Here is a 19,709-nt window from a genome sequence, read left to right as displayed (position 1 = left end):
GGGGTTGCGAAATGCGCAGGGTTGCCAGCGGGTTCGCCCGTTCACGCAGCGGGTCGATGATGCCGCTGTTCTTTCTCATGCTGGTGCCGATCATATCCGCCGTCGGCTTCTCGGTCGACTATACCAGCGCGGTCCAGACCCGGTCCAACCAGCAGCAGGCGCTGGATGCGGCGCTGCTGTCGGTCACCACCATGGATACCACCTCGACGCTGGCGCAGCGCCAGGCGGCGCTGCAGGATTCCTTCATCGCCAACGGCGGACAAGGCACCGCGACGCTGAACAGCTTTGTCGCTGGTACCGCCACCGCCGCCACCACCGCCCGGGCCACGGCAAGTTTCGCCATGCCGACCATTTTCATGAAAATCGCCCGGATCGACACCGTGCCGGTTGCCGTCGGGTCGGCGGTCAGCAAGCCGCCGTCGCTGGTAAACGCGACCTTCAAGGTCACCGGGGTGTCGGGTTACTGGAACAAGACGATGACGCTCTACGGCACGCAGTTCGGTGCGACGGTAGCCAAGCCGCTGATGACGGTCGCCTATACCTATGGCAACACCAAGGACCCCAAGGGCTACGGCACCACCAACGTCAGCGTCCTCACCACCGATTCAACGGGGAAGACCGTCACCACCTTGGTCCAGAACCAGGTCTGCACCGTCGGCAACAACCCGCCCAACGGCGTGACCCTCAAAACCGACGCGAGCGGCACGAAATATTATTGTGTCGATACGATGTACCCGGCCAATAGTGCCGGCGCGGCGGTCGATGTCAGCACGATGGGCGGCCTCTATCTGCAGATGGACGTGCCGTCGGGTAACCCGAAGAAGCTGATGTCGAACGATCCGGCGACATCCAACCGGCTCTATAACGGGGCATACGCGAACAGTCTGACCGAGACCGCGACCGGTCAGACCGTCGATATCTTCAGCATCGTGCCCTGCGGCGCGACAAGCTATCAGGCCTGGGAAGACGGCGGCAACCCGGTCCCGGCGCCTGTCAGCAACGCCGACTTCTTCTACAACGTCACCGGCAAATGCGACTTCAACAAGCGGCCCTCGGCCACGGCGCTGACGCAGTAGGAAACAGCCGATCTCCCCCCTCGAGGGGGAGATGGCCGGCAGGCCAGAGGGGGCGCTGCCCCGCCGGCCTTGCCGGCGTTCATCCTTCCTGCCCCACGTTTCATTGACAGATTGGGTCACCGAATTGTCGCGTGGCGATGCGTGTTGATACCGCATCGGTGGTGCTCTACGGCGCCCCCCCTCTGGCCTGCCGGCCATCTCCCCCTCAAGGGGGGAGATCGGCTGCTGCTGCGCCTTCGCCAATCTCCGGTGCCCCAGAGAGGCGCCTCCCGATCACAAACCGGTGAGCGCTGTAACGAAGCGGCGGAGGGCGGCGAAGTGGGGATATCGGCGGCGCATCGCAGCGCCGTCCCCACGGAGCAAAGTCGATGCCGAGATCATCAGCCGGAAGGTTCGCCCTGTTGTCCAGCCTGGGCGCGCTTGCGCTCGCGGCTAGCCTCGGTGCGGCGGCCGCGCAGCCGCTCACCGTGGTCGAGCTGTTCACCAGCCAGGGCTGTTCCTCCTGCCCGCCGGCCAACGCCAACCTCATCAAGGTCAAGGACCAGCCCGGCGTGCTGGCGCTGTCCTTCAACGTCACCTACTGGGATTATCTCGGCTGGAAGGACACGTTCGGCAGACAAGAGTTCACCCAGCGCCAGGTCCGCTACGAGCCGGCGCTCGGTCGCGACGGGCCGTTCACGCCGCAAGTGGTGGTCAATGGCCATGCCGATGGCGTCGGCGCCGCGTCCGGCGAAATCCAGCGCCTGATCTCCAGCGCCGGCCGCACCAAGGGCCCGTCGCTGTCGCTCGATGGCGGCAAGGCCGTGATCGGCGCCGGTTCGGTGCCGGGCGGCAAGGCCGATGTCTGGCTGGTGCGCTACACCAAGGGCGTCGTCGAGGTGCCGGTGGCGCGCGGCGAAAACACCGGCCGCACGCTGCCGCACGCCAATGTCGTGCATGCGCTGACAAGGCTCGGCGGCTGGACCGGCGACGCCACCGCGCTCGATCTGCCGGCGGCGTCCGGCGGCTTGAGCACCGCCGTGCTGGTGCAGTCGCCGGGCGGCGGGCCGATCCTGGCCGCGGCGACCAATTAGAGTTCACCGGAGCGAAGATCACGCTCCCGCAGAATTTGCGCAACGCCGCACGAGCGGCGCCGCAAGACCCCGGCCGCCGAAGCGCGAGCCCACCCAAGGAGACCACCATGACCGTTCTTTCCCGCCTGACACTGCCGGCGCTCGCTCTCGCTTTGTGCTCGACGGCGCTTGTGGCCGGCGGCATCGCCCGCGCCGACGACGCCACTAACGCGATGAAGCCCGCGGCCGACGCCATGAAGCCGGCAACCGATGCGATGAAGCCGGCCGATCCGATGGCCACCAACGCCATGAAGCCCGCCGACAACGCCATGAAGCCCGCGGCGGATGCGATGAAGCCGGCGGCGGACGCCATGAAACCCGCTGCCGACGCGATGAAGCCGGCGGATGCCATGGCTCCGGCCAACTGAACATTGGCCGTGGCCGCTGTCCCTGGCGGGCTCCCTGTCCAGCCGGGGACAGTCCCTGGAGTTCTCGTAAAGTGCATGTCCGGCAAGTGCATGGCGCACACGAATGTGAGCTCATTCCGCAACTCACGCATCGCGCCGTCGTATCTGATCCAATAGACTGGTCCCAATGCAAGCCATAAGGAGTGCAACCATGATCAATACCAAGAACCGTTCGATCGGCTTTGCCAGGCGCGCGCTGGCAGCCTTGGCGCTCGCCGCCGTGGGCGCCACCTTCTGGCTGACGCCGGCTGTCTCGGCGGAGGACGCCGTGGTGATCCCGCCGCCCGCGATGGACGAAAAGGCCGCCGGCGGCAGCGAAAAGGCAATCTTCGCCGGCGGCTGCTTCTGGGGCGTGCAGGGCGTGTTCCAGCACGTCAAGGGCGTCAGCATGGCCGTTTCCGGCTACACCGGCGGCGCCAAGGACGACGCCGTCTACGAGACGGTCGGCTCCGGCCGCACCGGCCACGCCGAATCCGTCGAGATCACCTACGACCCGTCGAAGGTCACCTACGGCCAGTTGCTGCAGGTCTATTTCTCGGTCGCCCACAACCCGACCCAGCTCAATTACCAGGGTCCGGATTCCGGCACCCAGTACCGCTCGACGATCTTCGCCGAAAACGATGCGCAAAAGAAGATCGCGCAGAGCTACATCGCCCAGCTCGACCAGGCCAAGCTGTATCCCAAGCCGATCGTCACCACGATCGAGACCGGCAAGACCTTCTACCCGGCCGAGAACTACCATCAGGACTTCCTGACGCTGAACCCGACCTATCCCTATATCGCCTACAACGATCTGCCCAAGGTGGCGAACCTGAAGGCGCTGTTCCCCAATCTCTACAGCGAGAAGCCGGTGCTGGTGCAGGCGGCCAGCAACTGAAGTACCCAACGGGTTGCAGGCAAGCAGGTGAAGGTTTGCGCGGGGAGCTAACACTCCCCGCGCCCCCGAGACCAATCGGTATGCCACCCGCCCCCAGCCCAGTATATGGGCTGACGCCGATCGGTCCTTGGCCTGGCGTGGGCACGCTTGGGATCGTCCCACACCAGGGCTGAAGCAATTCCAGGAAAAGCGTCAGACCAGCGATGGAGCCGGGCGCGATGCCGGCATCCGGTTCAGTCGCTCATCGTCACCGCGTCGCACGACACGTTCGGGTTCATGTCGGCGAAGGTGCCGGTCGGGTTCTTCTTCCACGCCCAGACATGCAGCTCGTAGAAGGCGCCCAGGCCATAGCGGTTGGGCGCGCTGTTGAAGTTGAACAGCTGGCCTTCGAGCGAGGCCGGCCCTTTCGAGGTGATGTATTCCACCGCCACCAGCTTCAGCTTGCCGTCCGCCATCGGCTCGTACATCACGGCCTCGGGCTTTGCGAGATCGACGGCATCGTCCTTCAGGTAGGCCGCGTTGACATAATGGATGCCCATGGCGCCGCCGGTGATGCCGCTGGCGCAAGGGATCGGCGCATAGCCTTCCGCGGTGGCCGTCGCGACGTTCTCGAAACGGCCGTTGGCTTTGCGCACCTTCTCGTCCAGCGCGCCGCTGTCATGGGCGCTGGCCGCCGTGGCTGCGATCGACAGGACCGACAGGTTGATGAGGTGCTTGGTCCACAGATGGATGTTCATTGTCTCTCTATTCATTATTGAGGGTGCACCAGGAGCGGCCTGCCGCCCCCGCTGCGAAGTCGGATCTGGACTGGATCAGCGGTTCGACCGGGTGAAGTCCCAGTATTGCGGCAGCTCCACGAGCTCCGGCAGGCCGATGTCGCGTCTCAGATAGTCGCCCTGCGGAGGCAAGCGGCGCCGGCGCGGGCGCAATGGTGGCAACAGCAACGAGGCGAGCCGCCGGAGAACCCGGCCCAGTAATGGGCCGCGTCCGACCGGCCTCGAGGCCGCCCACACCTCGCTGGACGCGTGGTGAGGCAAGCCGCCATAACCGCGAAGGGCAGTTGGATGCTCATTGTCGGCATCAACGGTAAAAGTAAGGGTCAAGAACCCGCACCTCCGTGATCTTGTCGACCGGCAGCATGTTCTTCTGGGCGGTGGCGCGGATCGCCTCCGGGGAGGGCGCGTCATAGACGCAGAAACTCTGCTTCTTGTCGGCCGAGACGAAGGACTGCACCCAGGTGACGCCCTTCTCGGCGTTGCGCATGATGACGCCGCCCATCGCATCGGCGCCGGCTTCGTTCATCGGCACGTTGAGACCATCCGGAAAAGTACGTTCAACAACATAGCGAGGCATATCGGGTTTCCCTTTTTCATGGATTTGACACTCGGTTTCGAGCGCTGGGGCCTTTGACCACGCTCGCCAAACCCGCGCATCGGAACCATTCCCCATATTTGCCGGGACGATTCCCCATGTTTGCAACGTTGGTTGTCCGGAGCCACACAGCGGATACCGAACCCACCTATAGTGGTGGCTGAACGCGACACGACGGCAAATCAGGCCACAATCGAGCGGATGATGATGCTTCTGGAACGGCAGACACAGCTGGAGCACCTGGACGGCCTGTTGGCGGAAGCCACGCGCGGCCACGGCCACGTAGCGGCCTTGTCAGGCGAGGCGGGCGCCGGCAAATCGGCGCTTGTCGAGGCCTTCATCGCCGATGCCGGCGAGCGGGCGCGCATCTTGCGTTCCGCGTGCGAGGACCTGTCGATCCCCGACCCGCTTGGCCCGCTCTACGATCTGGCGCGCGAGGCGCAATGGCCGCTGCCGCAGGCGATCGACGCCCGGCAGGGCCAAAGACTTCCCCTGTTTTCCGACGCCCTGGCAGTGTTCGAGAGCAAGGGCCGGCCAACATTGCTGGTGATCGAGGACCTGCACTGGGCCGACGACGCGACCCTCGATTTCATCAGGTTCCTCGGCCGGCGGATTGCCAACACCCACATCCTGCTGCTCCTGACGGCGCGCACCGACCGCAGCGAGGGCCAGATGCGCGTGCGCCGCGCGCTCGGCGAAATTCCGGCGGGTAGCATTACCCGCATCGAGGTGCCGTTGCTGAGCGAGGCCGCGGTGCGGTCGCTGGCCGCCACCGCCGGGCGCGATGGCGAAGCCATCTACCGGGCCACCGCCGGCAACGCCTTTTTCGTCACCGAGCTTTTGTGCGCCGACAACGAGACGATGCCGCCCGCCAGTGTGCGCGACGCCGTGCTGGCGCGCGCCGAGCGGCTGTCCGCCGGCGCGCGTTCGATGCTGGACGCGGTGTCGGTGTTTCCGCGCCGTGCCGACGCCTGGGCCTTGCAGGGCCTGTGCGGCGTCGCCAGCGCCGGCCAGCTGGCCGAATGCGTGTCGAACGGGCTGCTGGACGATCTGGGCGATGCCTATGCTTTCCGCCATGAGATCGCCCGCCGCGCCATCGAGATGACGCTGACGACCAGCCACAGGCGGCAGTTCAACCAGCGGGCTCTGTCGGCGCTGCTCGAACGGGGAGACATCGCCACCGCGCGTCTGGTGCATCACGCGGTCGAGGCAAGCAATTTCGAGGTGGTGCGGGAGTTGGCGCCGCTCGCGGCGCGCGAGGCATCAAGGGTTGGCGCTCATCGCGACGCCGCCGGTTACTATGAAGTTGCCTTGCGCCAGGCGGACGGCCTGCCCGCCGAAGAGCGTGCCGCGCTTTACGAGCAATATGCCTTCGAATGCCACTTGATCGGCCGCATCGACGACGCCATCGCGGCGCAGGAACACGCGCGCAAGCTGCAGCGGGACCTGGGCAAATTGCTGAAGGAAGGCAACAGCCTCAGGTGCCTGTCGCGCTTCGCCTATCTGCTCGGGGATCGAAAGAGCGCGGATTTGCTAGGCGCCCAGGCCGTCGCGTTGCTGGAGACCGCGCCCGCCGGCCCGGAACTGGCGATGGCCTATTCCAATCTCTCGCAGCTGGCGATGCTGTCCGAAAGGCTGGATGAGGCATTGTCGCTGGGAGACAAGGCGATCAAGCTGGCCGGACTTCTGGACCGGCCCGACATCTTCTGCCACGCGCTCAACAATGTCGGATCAGCCGAGCAATGGCTGGATCTGGCCAGCGGCCGCCAGCGCCTCGCCCAGAGCCTCGAAATCGCCATCGAGCAGAATTTTCAGGAGCACGCGGCGCGCGCCTTCACCAACAGCGCCTGTGTCGAGATGAACCAGCTCGGCTACGGCGAAGCGCGATCCCTGCTAGAGCGCGGCATCAACTACTGCGTCGAAAACGACCTCGTCACCTGGCGCGATTACATGCGCGGCGTGCTGGCCCAGCTGCGGCTGCGTCAGGGACAATGGGATTTGGCGGAGGCCGAGGCGCTCGACCTTCTTGCCAATGACCAGGCGACGGCTCTTGTGCGGTATCCCGCCGTGGTGGCGCTGGCCAGGCTGCGGGTCCGGCGCGGCGACCCCGGCACCGCGCCGCTCTTCGAGGAGATGATGCGCTTCCTGGAAAAGGGCGGGGAACTGCAAAGGCTGGCGCCCTATGCGTTGCTGATGGCCGAGCGGGCATGGCTCGGGCAAGCCGACACGGACGAGGCGCTGGACCTGATCGACGCTGCCGAGAGTCTGTCGCCGACGCGGGCCATATTCGCCGAACTGGCCTGCTGGCGGCAGGTGCTGGCGCCGGATTGCGACCCCGGCGACACCACGGGCATGGCCGAACCCTACCGGATGCTGCTGGGCGGCGACTGGCGGGGGGCGGCTGATGTGTGGGCCGGAATGGGCGCTTCCTTCGAGCGCGGGCTCGCGCTGATGCAGGGCGACGAGCCGGCGCAGCGGTCGGCGTTGGAGATTTTCGAGCGCCTCGGCGCCGGGGCGGTGGCACACAAGGTGCGCGAGATCATGCGGCGCAACGGCGTCAACAACATCGCGCGCGGCCCGCGCCAGACCACGCGCGCCAACAGCGCCGGCCTGACGCAGCGCCAGATGGAAGTGCTGCAACTGATCGAGCGCGGCCTCTCCAACAAGCGGATTGCCGAGCACCTCGCCATTTCGCCGAAGACGGTCGATCACCATGTCTCGGCGGTTCTGGGAAAACTGGACGCCATTTCCCGTGGCGAGGCGACGGCGGCGGCACGCGATTCCGGACTGATCTGAAACTCCGGCAACCGGCGCCGGTGCGTCAGTCGTAGGTCAGGTCCGTCGCCTTGCCGCCGAACACGCGGTAGGCATAGAAGGAATAGAAGATGATGATCGGCAGCACCACCACGGTGCCGGCCAGGATGATGGCCAGGCTTTCCGGCGCCGAGGCCGCCTGCCAGATGGTCAGTTTGTCGGGCACCACGAACGGATAGAACGACCAGGCAAGGCCGGCAAAGCCGAGCATGAAGATCGCGGCCAAGGTCAGGAACGGCGTCAGCGCATGGCGGTCGTCGGGCTTCGGCAGATGGAAGGTCTGCCGCCACAGCCACAGGAACAGCAGCGCCGACAGGATAGGCAGCGGCGAGAGATACAGCATCTGCGGCCAGACGAACCATTTGTCGAAGATGCGCGGGCTGGCAAACGGCGTCGCCAGCGACACCGCCACCATGCCGAGCGCGGTCAGCACCAGTGCGGTGCGCAGCCAGCGCACCGCCTTCTTCTGCAGATCGCCTTCGGTCTTGTAGATCACCCAGGCCGCGCCCATCGCCGCGTAGGCGGCGGCCAGGCAGAAAGCCACCAGCACGCCGAACGCCATGCCGCCCAGGCCGACATCGAGGCCGAGCACATAGACGCCAAGCATATAGCCTTGCGCAAGGGAGGCGATGATGGATCCCAGGAAGAAAATACGGTTCCAGCGGTGCTTGCGCTCGGTCGGCACCTTGGCGCGGAAATCGAAGGCGACGCCGCGCAGGATCAGCCCGACCAGAAGCACGAACACCGGGATGTAGAGTGCGGTCAGGATGACGCCATGCGCCATCGGGAAGGCGACCAGCAGCAGGCCGACGGCCAGCACAAGCCAGGTCTCGTTGGCGTCCCAGAACGGACCGATCGCGGCGATCATCGTGTCCTGCTCGGCATCCTCGGCGGCTGCGAACAGGATGCCGATGCCGAGATCGAAACCGTCGAGGATGACGTAGATCAGGATGGCGAGGCCCATCAGGCCGGCGAAGATGAGGGGAAGCAGGGTTGGCCAGTCGTAGGTCATTTTCTCACTCCCCCGCCGCCGGCTGCGACATCGGTGCGTTGAGCACGCCCGGCAGCGGCGATCTATCGCCGTCCTTCGCCGCCTTCAGCGCCAGATGCACCAGCACGCCGAGATAGGCGATCAGCAAAAGCACGTAGAGAATGAGATAGATGGCGAGCGTCAGCGCGACATGGCTGCCGGCGACCGGGCCGACGGCATCGGCGGTCTTCAGCACGCCCGTCACCAGCCAGGGCTGGCGGCCGATCTCTGTGGTGTACCAGCCGGCCAGCGTCGCCAGCCAGCCCGACAGCGCCATCGGCACCATCAGCAAGGCGAGCGGTTTCGGCAGGCTGTGGCGGCGCTTGAGGAAGAAGGCCGCCGACCACGAGACGACAAGCATCAGCAGGCCGGTGCCGACCATGACGCGGAAGCTCCAGAAGATCGGAAAGACCGGCGGATGATTGCCGGGATAGTCGTTCAGCCCCGGCACCACGCCGCTTGTCGAGTGCCGCAAGATCAGACTCGCCCCATCCGGAATCGTGATCTCGAATTTGTTCTCCTTTGCCGCCTCGTCGGGGAGTGCGAACAGGACCAGCGGCACGTTGGGCCCGGTGTTCCAGTTGGCCTCCATCGCGGCGATCTTCTGCGGCTGGTGTTCCAGCGTGTTCAGCCCATGCTGGTCGCCGGCAAGGATCTGGATCGGGATCAGGATCGCGGCGGTGAAGACGCCGGTGCGCAGCGCCTTCCACATCGATTCCGAACGGTCGCCGTAGAGGTAGCGCAGCGCCGACAGGCCGGCGATCAGGAACGACACCGTCAGGCCCGATGCCAGCAGCATGTGCACCAGCCGGTAGGGCATCGACGGATTGAAGACAATCGCCCACCAGTCGACGGCGTGCGCCTTGCCGTCGATCATCTCGAAGCCGGTCGGCGTCTGCATCCAGGAATTGAGCGCGATGATCCAGAAGGCGGAGACGGTGGTGCCGCCGGCCACCAGCACCGTCGCCAGCGTGTGGATGCGGTTCGACACGCGGCGGAAGCCGAACAGCATGATGCCGAGGAAGGCCGCCTCCAGGAAGAAGGCGGTGAGGATTTCGTAAGCCAGCAGCGGCCCGGCGATGTTGCCCACCGTTTCCATGTAGCCCGGCCAGTTGGTGCCGAACTGGAAGCTCATGGTGACGCCCGAGACCACGCCCATGGCGAAGGACAGCGCGAACACCTTCACCCAGGTGAAATAGGCCCGCATCCAGGCGGAATCATTGGTCGCGTTGTAGCGCAGCTTGAAAAACAGCAGCACCCAGCCAAGCGCAATGGTGATCGCGGGAAACAATATGTGGAACGAAATATTCGCGCCGAACTGCATGCGCGACAGTATGAGCGGGTCCATGGCAGGCTCCGGCTGCTTCCAATATTCGCGAAAGATAGGCCCGTCTCGCCGGTCGGTCAAAGCGGCTTCCCGCCGCGAGGCGGAACGCCGCAGCGCCCCGCCAATATGACGCATGCGGCTCTACGCCGTCGTTTCGGGTACCTCGCCAAGCGCGTCCGCGAACTTGCGCATCTTCAGACTGATCACGGCTTCGCGCACACGCCGATCGGCGGCGCTTGGCAGGCTGGCGGCTGACGACAAATTCTACGTCAAGGACAGCCAGCGAGCGTTGGACCGGAAGCTCTTTTCGCACGAATAGGCACTATCCAGCCGCATCCACTGCTGGCCCGCCCGGGCCGGCACTTTGCCACTGCATGTCGCCCAGAATGGCATGGCTTTGTCCAGAATTGTCAGGAGCGGCATTGACTTCCGGCCCTGCGCACCGACATTCACCGCAACAAAAATCTCTTTCAAGCAGCCTTTTTCACCCATGCCCTCCATCCTGACCATTTCCGGGGTCTCCAAGACCTACGCCACCGGCTTCATGGCGCTCAAGGAAGTCAATCTCGACATCGAGCGCGGCGAGATTTTCGCGCTGCTCGGCCCCAATGGCGCCGGCAAGACGACGCTGATCTCGATCGTCTGCGGCATCGTCAACCGCTCGACCGGCACGGTCATCGTCGACGGCCACGACATCGGCAAGGACTACCGCGCTGCGCGCAGCCTCATCGGCCTTGTGCCGCAGGAACTGACCATAGACGCCTTCGAGAGCGTCTGGGCGACGGTCAATTACAGCCGCGGCCTGTTCGGCAAGCCGGCAAACCACGCCTTTGTCGAGAAGGTGCTGCGGGACCTGTCGCTGTGGGACAAGAAGGACGCCAAGGCGATCACGCTCTCGGGCGGCATGAAGCGGCGCTTGATGATCGCCAAGGCGCTGTCGCATGAGCCGCGCATCCTGTTCCTCGACGAGCCGACCGCCGGCGTCGATGTCGAATTGCGCCAGGACATGTGGGCGATGGTGCGCCGCCTGCGCGAGGACGGCGTCACCATCATCCTCACCACCCATTACATCGAGGAAGCCGAGGCGATGGCCGACCGTGTCGGCGTCATCAACCGCGGCGAGATCATCCTGGTCGAGAACAAGGCCGAACTGATGCGCAAGCTCGGCCGCAAGCGGCTGGTGATGGAACTGCGCAATCCGCTGACGACGATCCCGGAAGCCTTCTCGCACTATGCGCTGGAGCTGTCGCCGGATGGCGGGCAATTGACCTACACCTATGATAACCAGGCCGAGCGGCCGGGCGTCGCCTCGCTGATCCGCGACCTCGAGGCCGGCGGCATCCAGTTCCGCGACATCGACACGCAGAACTCTTCGCTCGAGGAGATCTTCGTCAATCTGGTGAGGAGGGAGCCATGAACCTTCGCGCTGTATGGGCGATCTACCGGATGGAAATGGCTCGTGCTTTTCGCACCGTGCTGCAGAGCATCGTCTCGCCGGTCATCTCGACATCGCTCTATTTCGTCGTCTTCGGCTCGGCCATCGGTTCGCGCATCACCGAGATCGACGGCATCAGCTACGGCGCCTTCATCGTGCCGGGGCTGATCATGCTGTCGCTTCTGACGCAGTCGATCTCCAACGCCTCCTTCGCCATCTACTTCCCCAAATTCGTCGGCTCGATCTACGAGCTTTTGTCGGCGCCGGTCTCGTATCTGGAGATCGTCATCGCCTATGTCGGCGGCGCGGCCACCAAATCGATCATCCTCGGCCTGATCATCCTGGCCACCGCCTCGTTGTTCGTGCCGCTGCACATCGAACACCCGTTCTGGATGCTCGCCTTCCTGATCCTGACGGCGGTGACCTTCAGCCTGTTCGGCTTCATCATCGGCATCTGGGCGAAGAGTTTCGAGCAGCTGCAGCTGGTGCCGCTGCTGATCGTCACGCCGCTGACCTTCCTCGGCGGCAGCTTCTATTCGATCCACATGCTGCCCGGCATCTGGAAGACGATCACGCTGTTCAACCCGGTGGTGTATCTGATCAGCGGGTTCCGCTGGAGTTTTTACGGCAAGGCCGACGTCTCGGTCGGCGTCAGCCTCGGCATGACGCTGGTGTTCCTGGCCGTCTGCATAGCGATCGTCGCCTGGATCTTCCGGACGGGTTATCGGCTGAGGAATTGAGGCGGGCACTCACGGGCAGGTCTGTCGAGATTCAGGCCGGGCCGGCATCACTTGAATAGCGGCAGACCTAGATCGCCTTGACCAGCCGTAGCAGCCCCAGCATCTCGATATAAGTCCCCTTGCGGAAGGCGACATAGACCGGCTCTTCGACGCCATGGAAACGGCGCTTGAAGGCCGCCTGGCCTTGCAGGTTGAACCTGCGGCGGTTGACCCATGGCGACGAATAGGCACGCTGGAAGGTGTTGCGCCAGAAATCGCTTTCGGCAAACCCGCTCTGGGTCACATCGACGAGCGGCGACAGGCCAAGCGTGACCACTGAAATGCCTTCCTCGCGAAAACGGTCGACCGCGAATTTGGTCAGGCCGATCTCGGCGTGCGGCGAGGCATCGATATGCTTGCGCTTGAAGGCTGTGGTGTAGCCGATGACCTTGCCGTCGCGAAATATCGGATCGAAATCGAGCAAGGCAATAAGGTCGCCGTCCGGACCATGCAGGACGAAGCGGCGCATGTCGGTGCCGAGCTGATCGTAAAACGGACGGTTGAGGAACCCCATTTCCCAGCGCTTGACGATGCGGTCGCCGCGCCAATTGTCGGAGAGCCGCTGTATCTCGTCGAGATGGATCGTGCGTTTGTCCTCGTCGAACGAAAAGCCCTTCTTTGAAAGCCAGCGTTCGGAATAGCGCACGGTCTCGTTGCGCTTGCCGGAAAAATCATGTTCGGGCAGGACAAGGCGGGTGTCGATGCCCAGCCGGTTGACCTTGTAGCCGAGCCCGGCCAGCACGCGCGCGGTCTCTTCGCCGATCTGCACGAACCACGGGTCGCCGGCGGTCTCGACGAAGCGCCTGATGTAGTCGGGCCGCCGGGCCGGCGCCGCCACCGGGTCGCCAAGCGCGAAATGATGCTTCATCTTGGTGCCGAAGGCGATGTAGCCGTCGGCGTCGCCAAAATAGGAGAGCTTCGCTTGCACGGCGGTGGAATAGGCGAGCGAGAAATCGCCGTGGCGGCGCACGATCGCCAGGCGTTCGACATGCGTCAGTCCCTGGCGCTCGACCTTGGGCGAGGCGCCCTCGAGGATTTTGTCGAAATAGATCCGCAAGGAGGGCATGGTCGAGATTTCCGCGTGCCGTCTGTGGCGCGACGTGTCTGTCGACACGCAGGACGCGCCACGGCGCCTTGTTTTTTCGCGGGAAGCCGAAATCGGTTGCCGGTTTCGAATTCCTGCGTCGGTAACGGGATCCGCCCCCGGACCTCGAATCAATCACATTGCCGCGACCTGATTATCGCCGATGCCGCCGATATGCCATATAGGGCGCGATGTATTGGGACAGAAGCCGGCAATCGGCTCCGGCCGGCGTGGCGGTGGAATGCTCCGGAGCGCAGCCGCAGCTTGGCGCGGGCCTCGAAAATCGCTGCCGATCCGCTGTATCGGGGATCCTGCCCGCAATCAGACGGTTCCAGCGCCCTGCGAGCCTTGCGGGGATGCTATTGTGGTTGAACGGGACCGAAGAGTGAATGGCTGATACGACAACCAGACAGATGATGGAACAGGTGGCGGCGGTCGAGCCGGCGATCGTCATTGGCGCCGGCGCCGCCGGACTGGCTGTCGCACAGGCTTTGATGAAGGCCGGCGTGCCGACGTCGATCCTGGAAAAGGAAAGCCGGCTGGCCGAGCCCTGGCATCGGCGGCACCGGCAGCTGCGTCTCAACACTCACCGCGATCTCTCGACGCTGCCGGGCCTTGCCTATCCGACGGGTACACCCGCTTTTCCGCCAAGGGAGGTCGTCATCCGCCACATGAACGATTTCAGGGAGGCGAACCGCCTGCCGGTGGAGTTTGGCGTTGCCGTCGAGACCATCGTCTTCAGGGGCGATCATTGGGCCATACGCACCAGCGCCGGGCCGCGCCTGGCGCGTCATGTCGTTGTCGCCACCGGCCGCGACAGGCAGCCTTTCACGCCGCAGTGGAAGGGTATGCTGACCTTTGCGGGCCGGATCGTCCATTCGGCGGATTTTGGCGACGCGACGACCTATGCCGGCAAGAAGGTGCTGGTCGTCGGCGCCGGCAATTCGGGCTTCGACGCGCTCAATCATTTGGCCGATGTGGATACGTCCGCGATCTGGCTGTCGGCCCGCAACGGCCCCGCCCTTCTGCCCAAGCGGATCGGCAAGATTGCCGTGCACCGGCTTTCGCCGCTCATGGCGCGCTTGCCGACCCGCATTGCCGATGCGGTGATCGCGGCGACACAGCGCCTGGTTTTCGGGGACCTCACCAAATTCGGCATGCCGCCCGCGCCGTCGGGCGGCGTCAGCCGCCTGACCTCGGACTACACCGCGATCGCCGCCGATGACGGCGCCGTCGACGCCATCAAATCGGGCAAGATCGTCGTGGTGCCGGCGATACGGGAGTTCACCCGCGACGGCGTGATCCTCGCCAATGGCAGCCTGATCCATCCCGACATCGTCATTGCCGCGACCGGCTACCGCACCGGGCTGGAGAGCATGGTCGGCAATCTCGGCGTGCTCGACAACAAGGGCGTTCCGCTCTTCAACGGCGGCGAGGCCGATCCGAAACTGCCGGGCCTCTGGTTCACCGGCATGCGGCCGAGCATTCGCGGCTGTTTCGCCAATGCCGCCATACTGGCCAAGGCGATCGCCAGGCGAATTGCCGGCTCCTCCTCCGTATCCGGCGCATCGGGCTGATTCAGGTCGAGGCGACGGAAAAACGTCGGATATTCGTCTGTCCGCCATCGCCTTGACTTATTTACTTGCCTTGTTATATAACATGTTATGGTTATGCATCGAACGGATTGATCATGGAAGATGTTCTGCGATCCCTTGGATATCTCTGCCTGGGCAGCCGGCTGAAGCGCATAGGCGAGCAATTGCAGGCCGATGCGCAACGCGTGCTCGATGGCCTGAAGGTTCCGCTTCAGTCGAGCCAGTACCCGTTGCTGGCCGCGCTCGACAGGCTGGGGCCATTGGCTGTCGGCGAACTGGCGCAGTCGCTCGGGCTCACGCAGCCCGGCGTGACGCGAAGCGTGTCGCTTCTGGCCGAGTTGGGCCTGGTCGAAGCCATCCAGTCGGACGGCGACCAGCGGCGCAAGATGGTCTCGCTGACCAGGAAGGGCCAGCGCCTGGTCGACGTTGCGAAACGGGACGTCTGGCCGCGCATCGAGCGCGCCGTCGCGGATCTGTGCCGGGATCTTTCGGGGCCGCTTCTCGATCAACTCGCCGCCATCGAGGACGGCCTGGCCATGGCCCCGCTCGATCGGCGTGTGAAAAAGGGCGCAGCGCAATGAAACATGTTCTCGACCGGCCCGTCTGGAGCGCGCTGGAGACGCGGCATCGGGCTTTCGCGCAAGGCGGCAAACTCGCCAGACGCTATTCGCCGTCGATCGCCCTCTTTGCCGCCACCGCAGCGGACGATGCTGAAAGCCTGCGGGCGCTCAGTGACCTTGTCGATCCAAGCGAAAGCGTGATCATGCTACAGGCCGACGCGATTGTCCTTCCGGCCGGCCTCTCGGCAACACTGTCGGCGACCGCCGTTCAGATGCTCGCCGACGCGCCGGTGCAGGCCGTGTCTGATGAGCGCGTGCAGCGCCTGACGCACGATGATGTGGCCGAGATGCTGGCACTGGCCACGCTCACCAAGCCCGGCCCGTTCACGTCAGGGGCGCTGAGCCTCGGCGACTTCTGGGGCGTGAAGGTTGAGGGCAGGCTGGTGGCGATGGCCGGCGAGCGCATGAAGCAGCCTGGCTATAGCGAACTCAGCGGCGTGTGTTCGCATCCGGAATTTCGCGGCGCCGGCCTCGGCCGGCTGTTGTCCGTGTTCGTCGCGAATCAGATTTTAGCCCGCGGCGAAATCCCTTATCTTCACGCATATGCCACCAACACAGGCGCGATAAAGCTGTACGAATCCATCGGCTTCAGACTTAGAAGCACGATCAATGTGGCTGTCGCTCAGCGTGCCAGATAGAGCGACCCCAGGAAAATGTGAAACGGCATTCCGCCAGGAACCGGCCACCCCAAAAAGCCCGAGCAGTTCCTTGCCCCTGGCGTTCACGCCGATTTCGATTCCAGCCGCCGGAAACCGACGGCTTCCATCAGCATGTCCTCGTCGACCATGCCGGCATTGTGGAGCGCAAGCAGGGTGAGAGCCAACTCGCGCGCCTCGGTGGATTCGGGACGCGCTTCGCGCCGTCGGCAGGCCTCGTCGAACACGCGTTGCAGCCTGGCGATATCATCGGGTTTGAGCAGGCCACGGTCATAAACGGACTTAGGCATGGCGGTCTCCTGAAGGAAGAGTTAGGGCGCCATTCCTAAATTGCCAATCTTTCCCGAGGCTTGAACGGTTCAGGCCGGATGGGCCCCGGATCGCCGAGGCCCATCCCGCAATTGCAAACCGGCGCCTGATATCAGACAGCGATCTTGCCGCCACCCTGTTTCGTAATCGCGACAACCGCCGGCCGTACCGGCATGTCCGGTTTGAAATCCGGCCAGCGGGTCGACAGATCCTCATAATAGGATGGGCGACCGAACGCTTCCCAGTCCTCGCCGCCGTCGCCCGGATGCTGGACGGCGACGAAGGCGGTCTGGTCGTCGGGCGCAAACAGCGGGCCGCACATTTCGGCGCCGATCGGCACGCGGAAGAACAGTTTCGAGGTCGCCCGCGCCGATCCCTCCGTGTCGACCGCCCACAGGCCATCGGTACGGCCGGTGGCCTTCGGACCCTGGCCGTCGGTGGCGACCCACAGGCGCCCGGCCGAATCGACCGCGCAATTGTCGGGCATGCCGAACCAGCCATTGGCCGTCGTCGCCGTCGAGAAGGTGGCGCCGACATCGGCCACCGAGGGATCGCCGCATTTCAGCAGCACTTCCCATCTGCCTCTGGCAGCGGCGAAATCGCCGCCCTCTTCCGATATTTCGATGATGTGGCCGAAGGCATTTTCGGCGCGCGGGTTGGCGGCGTCGACCTGGTCGGCCTTGCGCTTGGAATTGTTGGTCAACATGACATAGACCTTGCCGTTGACGGCATTGGGCTGGATGTCCTCCGGGCGGTCCATCTTGGTGGCGCCGAGCAGGTCGGCGGCGCGGCGCGTTTCGATCAGCACGTCGGCCTGGCCGGCGAAGCCGTTTTCGGCCGTCAGCGGCCCCTGGCCGAAGACGATCGGCAGCCATTCCACCGAACCATCCTCGGCGAACTTGGCGACATGCAGCGTGCCGTCGTCCAGCAGGTCCTTGTTGGCGGCGCGGTCATTGGCATTGAAGGTGCCCTTGGTGACGAACTTGTAGACATAGTCGAAGCGCTCGTCGTCGCCGAGATAGAAGACGACGCGGCCATCCCTGGCGACGATCGATTCGGCGCCCTCATGCTTGAAGCGGCCCATGGCGGTGCGCTTCCTTGGCGTCGAAGTCGGATCGTTGACGTCGACCTCGACGATCCAGCCAAAACGATTGGCCTCGTTAGGCTCCTTGGCCAGGTTGAAGCGGTCGTAATGCGCGCCCCATTCGTAAGCCCCTTCCGGGATGCCGAGGCGCTTGTAGTTGGCGGCTTCCTTGTGACCCTCCGGCAGTTCGCCGGAGAAATAGCCGTGGATGTTCTCCTCGGACATCACATAGGTGCCCCAGGGCGTGACGCCGCCCGCGCAGTTGTTGATGGTGCCGATGACCTTGGTGCCCGATGGATCGGCATTGGTCTTGACGCGGTCATGGCCGGCGACCGGGCCCGACAGGGCCATTTCGGTGTTCGAGGTGATGCGGCGGTTGAGCTTGCCGTCGCGCACCACTTGCCATTTTCCCGAGACCTTGCGGATCTCGACGATGGTGCCGCCATGCGCGGCCATCTCGACATCGACTTGCTCCTTGCTGAGCGGCGCCACTTCGGCCGCCTTCTTGCCGTCCTTGTCGACGATCTTGACGATGCCGGGGAACATCAGATGCGGATTGGTGTATTCGTGGTTGACCACCAGCAGGCCATGCTCGGCGGAACCGTCGATCGGGATATAGCCGAGATAGTCGTTGTTGTAGCCGAACTGCCTCGCCTGGGCTTCGGCCGACTGTTTGGCCGGATCGAACTCCGGCGAATCGGCAAACAGCGGATCGCCCCAGCGCAACAGCACGTCGGCGTCATAGCCCGGCGCGACATGGTGCTTGTCGTCGATGCCGGCCTCGAGTTCGTCGAATTTGAAGGCGGAGCCGTCCGCGGCACGGGCTTCGTCGGCGCTGACAAGTGCCAGCGGGCTGACGGTGGCGGCAATCGCCGAGACGGCGAGCGATCCTTTCAGGAACCCCCGGCGCGAAAACCGCGCGGCGATGATCTCGCCCATGGTGCGGTTGTCGGTGGGATTGATGGCCGGTCCGTCGTTTTCCTCGAGCAGGCTGGTGCGAAATTTGGCGTCGGGGGCGCGATGTTCGGTCATTGGGGCCTCTGGCTTTGGAGTGGCTGGAGCTTGTGTCTTTCGACCCCTTACAGTCGGCCGGTCACATTTTCGTGACATGAGAAGTCACTTTTAAACGACATTCCGCGAACGCCGGCAAGGCGGCCGTATCCGCTTGTGCCGGGGAGCCGCGAAATGGGTTCTTGAACAGGTCAGGCAAGGGGTTCTTTCCGTCACCTCCGCCACCTCCGCCACCTCCGCCACTTCCGCCCGAGGTGACCTTCAGGCTCGACGGCTGTTGTCTCCCGTCGGCGGTGATGCGCGGCGCGGCCGCTCCATTGCTCCCGCGAGGCGGGTTCTCAGGCATCCGAGCTGGGACTTTAGTCCAAGCTTGCGCTTGCAAAGGTCTTGGGTGACAAACGCAACGGTCGGAGGTTGCTTCCGGTCACCACGTCTTTCGGCGATGTTGGTTGCACTGCAACGTTGGGATGGGCACGCCGGCTCAATCGACGGAGATCAGGATGTACGGATCGATCACGGCCCGTTGCCGACGGCTGACGCTCGGATCGGCGGCTTTCCTGGCGCTGACTCTCGCCCCCTATCAGATTGCCTTTCACGGCGCCGCCCTTGGAATCGACGCCGCTAGCGCACAGGCCGCCGGCGGTGGCCATGGCGGCGGTAATGGCGGTGGCAACGGCGGTGGTAGTGGAGGCGGCAACGGTGGTGGCAATAGCGGCGGCAACAGCGGCAATGGCAACAGCGGGAACGGCAACGGCAATAGCGGCGGCAATTCCGGAAAAGGCGGCGCCGCCTCCGGCAAGGGCCAGAGCGGCAGCCATGTCAACGCGGCGACCGGCGACAAGGTCGACATCAATGGCAGCACGATCACGGTCGAGCACCCGGACGGATTGACGGAAAAGATCGAGAACGGCCGTTTCAGAATGCAGGATGCGCTCGACCGAACGATCGTCGACCGCCCGGCCACGCCGGCCGATGTCAAACGTCTTAATGCTTTGTGAATCCGGGCCTTGTGGAGCTGGTCAACAGGCAACGGCCGGCTTCGCATGTCACCTCCGCCGCCCCCGGCGGAGGTGACCTCGTTTATCCGGCCTAGCTAGAGCAATTCCAGGAAAAGTGTGACAC

19 protein-coding genes are annotated in these 19,709 nt (G+C 64.5%); 11 read left to right on the top strand and 8 right to left on the bottom strand.

Annotated elements, in window-relative coordinates; translation table 11 throughout:
* The first annotated feature begins 11 nt into the window (after positions 1-11).
* The 4 genes from AC0NIH_RS04000 to msrA all read left to right on the top strand — a co-directional run bounded on the left by AC0NIH_RS04000 (position 12) and on the right by msrA (position 3,472).
* On the top strand, positions 12-1,076 hold the full coding sequence (locus AC0NIH_RS04000; RefSeq protein ID WP_352714727.1) for a TadE/TadG family type IV pilus assembly protein: 1,065 nt from the start codon (positions 12-14) through the stop codon (positions 1,074-1,076).
* Positions 1,077-1,444: 368 nt separating this feature from the next.
* Positions 1,445-2,149: a DUF1223 domain-containing protein gene (locus tag AC0NIH_RS03995; RefSeq protein ID WP_473466434.1), complete on the top strand. Its 705-nt coding sequence runs from the start codon at positions 1,445-1,447 to the stop codon at positions 2,147-2,149.
* A 107-nt stretch (positions 2,150-2,256) separates the two neighbouring features.
* Positions 2,257-2,556 (top strand): hypothetical protein, encoded by a 300-nt coding sequence (locus AC0NIH_RS03990; RefSeq protein ID WP_473466437.1) that lies wholly within the window; start codon positions 2,257-2,259, stop codon positions 2,554-2,556.
* Positions 2,557-2,746: 190 nt separating this feature from the next.
* Positions 2,747-3,472, top strand: coding sequence for a peptide-methionine (S)-S-oxide reductase MsrA (gene msrA, locus AC0NIH_RS03985; protein WP_473466440.1), 726 nt, complete (start codon positions 2,747-2,749; stop codon positions 3,470-3,472).
* Positions 3,473-3,705: 233 nt separating this feature from the next.
* Here msrA and AC0NIH_RS03980 read toward each other — a convergent pair whose 3' ends face one another.
* Together AC0NIH_RS03980 and AC0NIH_RS03975 are read right to left on the bottom strand one after the other, a co-directional pair.
* The gene (locus tag AC0NIH_RS03980) at positions 3,706-4,209 is read right to left on the bottom strand and encodes a hypothetical protein (RefSeq protein ID WP_352712337.1); all 504 of its coding nucleotides are present in this window, start codon (positions 4,207-4,209) and stop codon (positions 3,706-3,708) included.
* 343 nt (positions 4,210-4,552) lie between these two features.
* The gene (locus AC0NIH_RS03975) at positions 4,553-4,825 is read right to left on the bottom strand and encodes a DUF4242 domain-containing protein (protein ID WP_013892082.1); all 273 of its coding nucleotides are present in this window, start codon (positions 4,823-4,825) and stop codon (positions 4,553-4,555) included.
* 222 nt (positions 4,826-5,047) lie between these two features.
* On the opposite strand from AC0NIH_RS03975, the gene AC0NIH_RS03970 reads away from it, so the two are divergent.
* A complete protein-coding gene (locus tag AC0NIH_RS03970) occupies positions 5,048-7,639 on the top strand; it encodes a helix-turn-helix transcriptional regulator (protein WP_473466443.1) in 2,592 nt (863 codons plus the stop codon).
* Positions 7,640-7,664: 25 nt separating this feature from the next.
* On the opposite strand, the gene AC0NIH_RS03965 is transcribed toward AC0NIH_RS03970, so the two are convergent.
* From AC0NIH_RS03965 to AC0NIH_RS03955, 3 genes are all read right to left on the bottom strand, one after another.
* The gene (locus AC0NIH_RS03965) at positions 7,665-8,669 is read right to left on the bottom strand and encodes a cytochrome d ubiquinol oxidase subunit II (protein WP_473466445.1); all 1,005 of its coding nucleotides are present in this window, start codon (positions 8,667-8,669) and stop codon (positions 7,665-7,667) included.
* A gap of 4 nt (positions 8,670-8,673) precedes the next feature.
* The gene (locus AC0NIH_RS03960) at positions 8,674-10,035 is read right to left on the bottom strand and encodes a cytochrome ubiquinol oxidase subunit I (protein ID WP_023779952.1); all 1,362 of its coding nucleotides are present in this window, start codon (positions 10,033-10,035) and stop codon (positions 8,674-8,676) included.
* A 243-nt stretch (positions 10,036-10,278) separates the two neighbouring features.
* A complete protein-coding gene (locus AC0NIH_RS03955) occupies positions 10,279-10,506 on the bottom strand; it encodes a hypothetical protein (protein ID WP_473466448.1) in 228 nt (75 codons plus the stop codon).
* On the opposite strand from AC0NIH_RS03955, the gene AC0NIH_RS03950 reads away from it, so the two are divergent.
* Together AC0NIH_RS03950 and AC0NIH_RS03945 are read left to right on the top strand one after the other, a co-directional pair.
* Positions 10,505-11,431, top strand: a complete 927-nt coding sequence (locus tag AC0NIH_RS03950; RefSeq protein WP_473466451.1) for an ABC transporter ATP-binding protein — start codon at positions 10,505-10,507, stop codon at positions 11,429-11,431. The genes AC0NIH_RS03955 and AC0NIH_RS03950 overlap by 2 nt on opposite strands.
* Positions 11,428-12,189, top strand: a complete 762-nt coding sequence (locus AC0NIH_RS03945; protein WP_013892077.1) for an ABC transporter permease — start codon at positions 11,428-11,430, stop codon at positions 12,187-12,189. The genes AC0NIH_RS03950 and AC0NIH_RS03945 overlap by 4 nt, the downstream gene beginning before the upstream one ends.
* A gap of 67 nt (positions 12,190-12,256) precedes the next feature.
* On the opposite strand, the gene AC0NIH_RS03940 is transcribed toward AC0NIH_RS03945, so the two are convergent.
* Positions 12,257-13,294, bottom strand: coding sequence for a phosphatidylglycerol lysyltransferase domain-containing protein (locus tag AC0NIH_RS03940; RefSeq protein WP_473466454.1), 1,038 nt, complete (start codon positions 13,292-13,294; stop codon positions 12,257-12,259).
* Between the two features lie 407 nt (positions 13,295-13,701).
* Here AC0NIH_RS03940 and AC0NIH_RS03935 point away from each other — a divergent pair, with 407 nt between their 5' ends.
* The 3 genes from AC0NIH_RS03935 to AC0NIH_RS03925 all read left to right on the top strand — a co-directional run bounded on the left by AC0NIH_RS03935 (position 13,702) and on the right by AC0NIH_RS03925 (position 16,165).
* Complete coding sequence (locus tag AC0NIH_RS03935) at positions 13,702-14,889, top strand: flavin-containing monooxygenase (RefSeq protein ID WP_473466457.1); 1,188 nt, start codon at positions 13,702-13,704, stop codon at positions 14,887-14,889.
* Positions 14,890-15,002: 113 nt separating this feature from the next.
* Positions 15,003-15,488, top strand: a complete 486-nt coding sequence (locus AC0NIH_RS03930; protein WP_473466459.1) for a MarR family winged helix-turn-helix transcriptional regulator — start codon at positions 15,003-15,005, stop codon at positions 15,486-15,488.
* Complete coding sequence (locus tag AC0NIH_RS03925) at positions 15,485-16,165, top strand: GNAT family N-acetyltransferase (RefSeq protein WP_224689246.1); 681 nt, start codon at positions 15,485-15,487, stop codon at positions 16,163-16,165. Before AC0NIH_RS03930 ends, AC0NIH_RS03925 begins: the two co-directional genes overlap by 4 nt.
* Positions 16,166-16,248: 83 nt before the next feature.
* Here the strand turns inward: AC0NIH_RS03925 and AC0NIH_RS03920 are convergent, their stop codons facing one another.
* Together AC0NIH_RS03920 and AC0NIH_RS03915 are read right to left on the bottom strand one after the other, a co-directional pair.
* Positions 16,249-16,473, bottom strand: coding sequence for a hypothetical protein (locus AC0NIH_RS03920; protein ID WP_013892072.1), 225 nt, complete (start codon positions 16,471-16,473; stop codon positions 16,249-16,251).
* A gap of 131 nt (positions 16,474-16,604) precedes the next feature.
* Positions 16,605-18,608, bottom strand: a complete 2,004-nt coding sequence (locus AC0NIH_RS03915; protein WP_473466462.1) for a PhoX family protein — start codon at positions 18,606-18,608, stop codon at positions 16,605-16,607.
* A gap of 479 nt (positions 18,609-19,087) precedes the next feature.
* Here AC0NIH_RS03915 and AC0NIH_RS03910 point away from each other — a divergent pair, with 479 nt between their 5' ends.
* A complete protein-coding gene (locus AC0NIH_RS03910; RefSeq protein WP_473466464.1) occupies positions 19,088-19,585 on the top strand; it encodes a hypothetical protein in 498 nt (165 codons plus the stop codon).
* Positions 19,586-19,709: the final 124 nt, after the last annotated feature.

This window comes from Mesorhizobium sp. WSM1386, assembly GCF_055901595.1.
The sequence above is the reverse complement of the archived record's forward strand: the minus strand, read 5'-3'. Positions and strand labels throughout refer to the sequence as shown.

Excerpts from the sequence above, each read along its gene's own strand:
- AC0NIH_RS04000 (WP_352714727.1), top strand. The coding sequence starts at position 12 with ATGCGCAGGGTTGCCAGCGGGTTCGCCCGTTCACGCAGCGGGTCGATG.
- AC0NIH_RS03995 (WP_473466434.1), top strand. The coding sequence starts at position 1,445 with ATGCCGAGATCATCAGCCGGAAGGTTCGCCCTGTTGTCCAGCCTGGGC.
- AC0NIH_RS03990 (WP_473466437.1), top strand. The coding sequence starts at position 2,257 with ATGACCGTTCTTTCCCGCCTGACACTGCCGGCGCTCGCTCTCGCTTTG.
- msrA (WP_473466440.1), top strand. The coding sequence starts at position 2,747 with ATGATCAATACCAAGAACCGTTCGATCGGCTTTGCCAGGCGCGCGCTG.
- AC0NIH_RS03980 (WP_352712337.1), bottom strand. The coding sequence starts at position 4,209 with ATGAACATCCATCTGTGGACCAAGCACCTCATCAACCTGTCGGTCCTG.
- AC0NIH_RS03975 (WP_013892082.1), bottom strand. The coding sequence starts at position 4,825 with ATGCCTCGCTATGTTGTTGAACGTACTTTTCCGGATGGTCTCAACGTG.
- AC0NIH_RS03970 (WP_473466443.1), top strand. The coding sequence starts at position 5,048 with ATGATGCTTCTGGAACGGCAGACACAGCTGGAGCACCTGGACGGCCTG.
- AC0NIH_RS03965 (WP_473466445.1), bottom strand. The coding sequence starts at position 8,669 with ATGACCTACGACTGGCCAACCCTGCTTCCCCTCATCTTCGCCGGCCTG.
- AC0NIH_RS03960 (WP_023779952.1), bottom strand. The coding sequence starts at position 10,035 with ATGGACCCGCTCATACTGTCGCGCATGCAGTTCGGCGCGAATATTTCG.
- AC0NIH_RS03950 (WP_473466451.1), top strand. The coding sequence starts at position 10,505 with ATGCCCTCCATCCTGACCATTTCCGGGGTCTCCAAGACCTACGCCACC.
- AC0NIH_RS03955 (WP_473466448.1), bottom strand. The coding sequence starts at position 10,506 with ATGGGTGAAAAAGGCTGCTTGAAAGAGATTTTTGTTGCGGTGAATGTC.
- AC0NIH_RS03945 (WP_013892077.1), top strand. The coding sequence starts at position 11,428 with ATGAACCTTCGCGCTGTATGGGCGATCTACCGGATGGAAATGGCTCGT.
- AC0NIH_RS03940 (WP_473466454.1), bottom strand. The coding sequence starts at position 13,294 with ATGCCCTCCTTGCGGATCTATTTCGACAAAATCCTCGAGGGCGCCTCG.
- AC0NIH_RS03935 (WP_473466457.1), top strand. The coding sequence starts at position 13,702 with ATGGCTGATACGACAACCAGACAGATGATGGAACAGGTGGCGGCGGTC.
- AC0NIH_RS03930 (WP_473466459.1), top strand. The coding sequence starts at position 15,003 with ATGGAAGATGTTCTGCGATCCCTTGGATATCTCTGCCTGGGCAGCCGG.
- AC0NIH_RS03925 (WP_224689246.1), top strand. The coding sequence starts at position 15,485 with ATGAAACATGTTCTCGACCGGCCCGTCTGGAGCGCGCTGGAGACGCGG.
- AC0NIH_RS03920 (WP_013892072.1), bottom strand. The coding sequence starts at position 16,473 with ATGCCTAAGTCCGTTTATGACCGTGGCCTGCTCAAACCCGATGATATC.
- AC0NIH_RS03915 (WP_473466462.1), bottom strand. The coding sequence starts at position 18,608 with ATGACCGAACATCGCGCCCCCGACGCCAAATTTCGCACCAGCCTGCTC.
- AC0NIH_RS03910 (WP_473466464.1), top strand. The coding sequence starts at position 19,088 with ATGTACGGATCGATCACGGCCCGTTGCCGACGGCTGACGCTCGGATCG.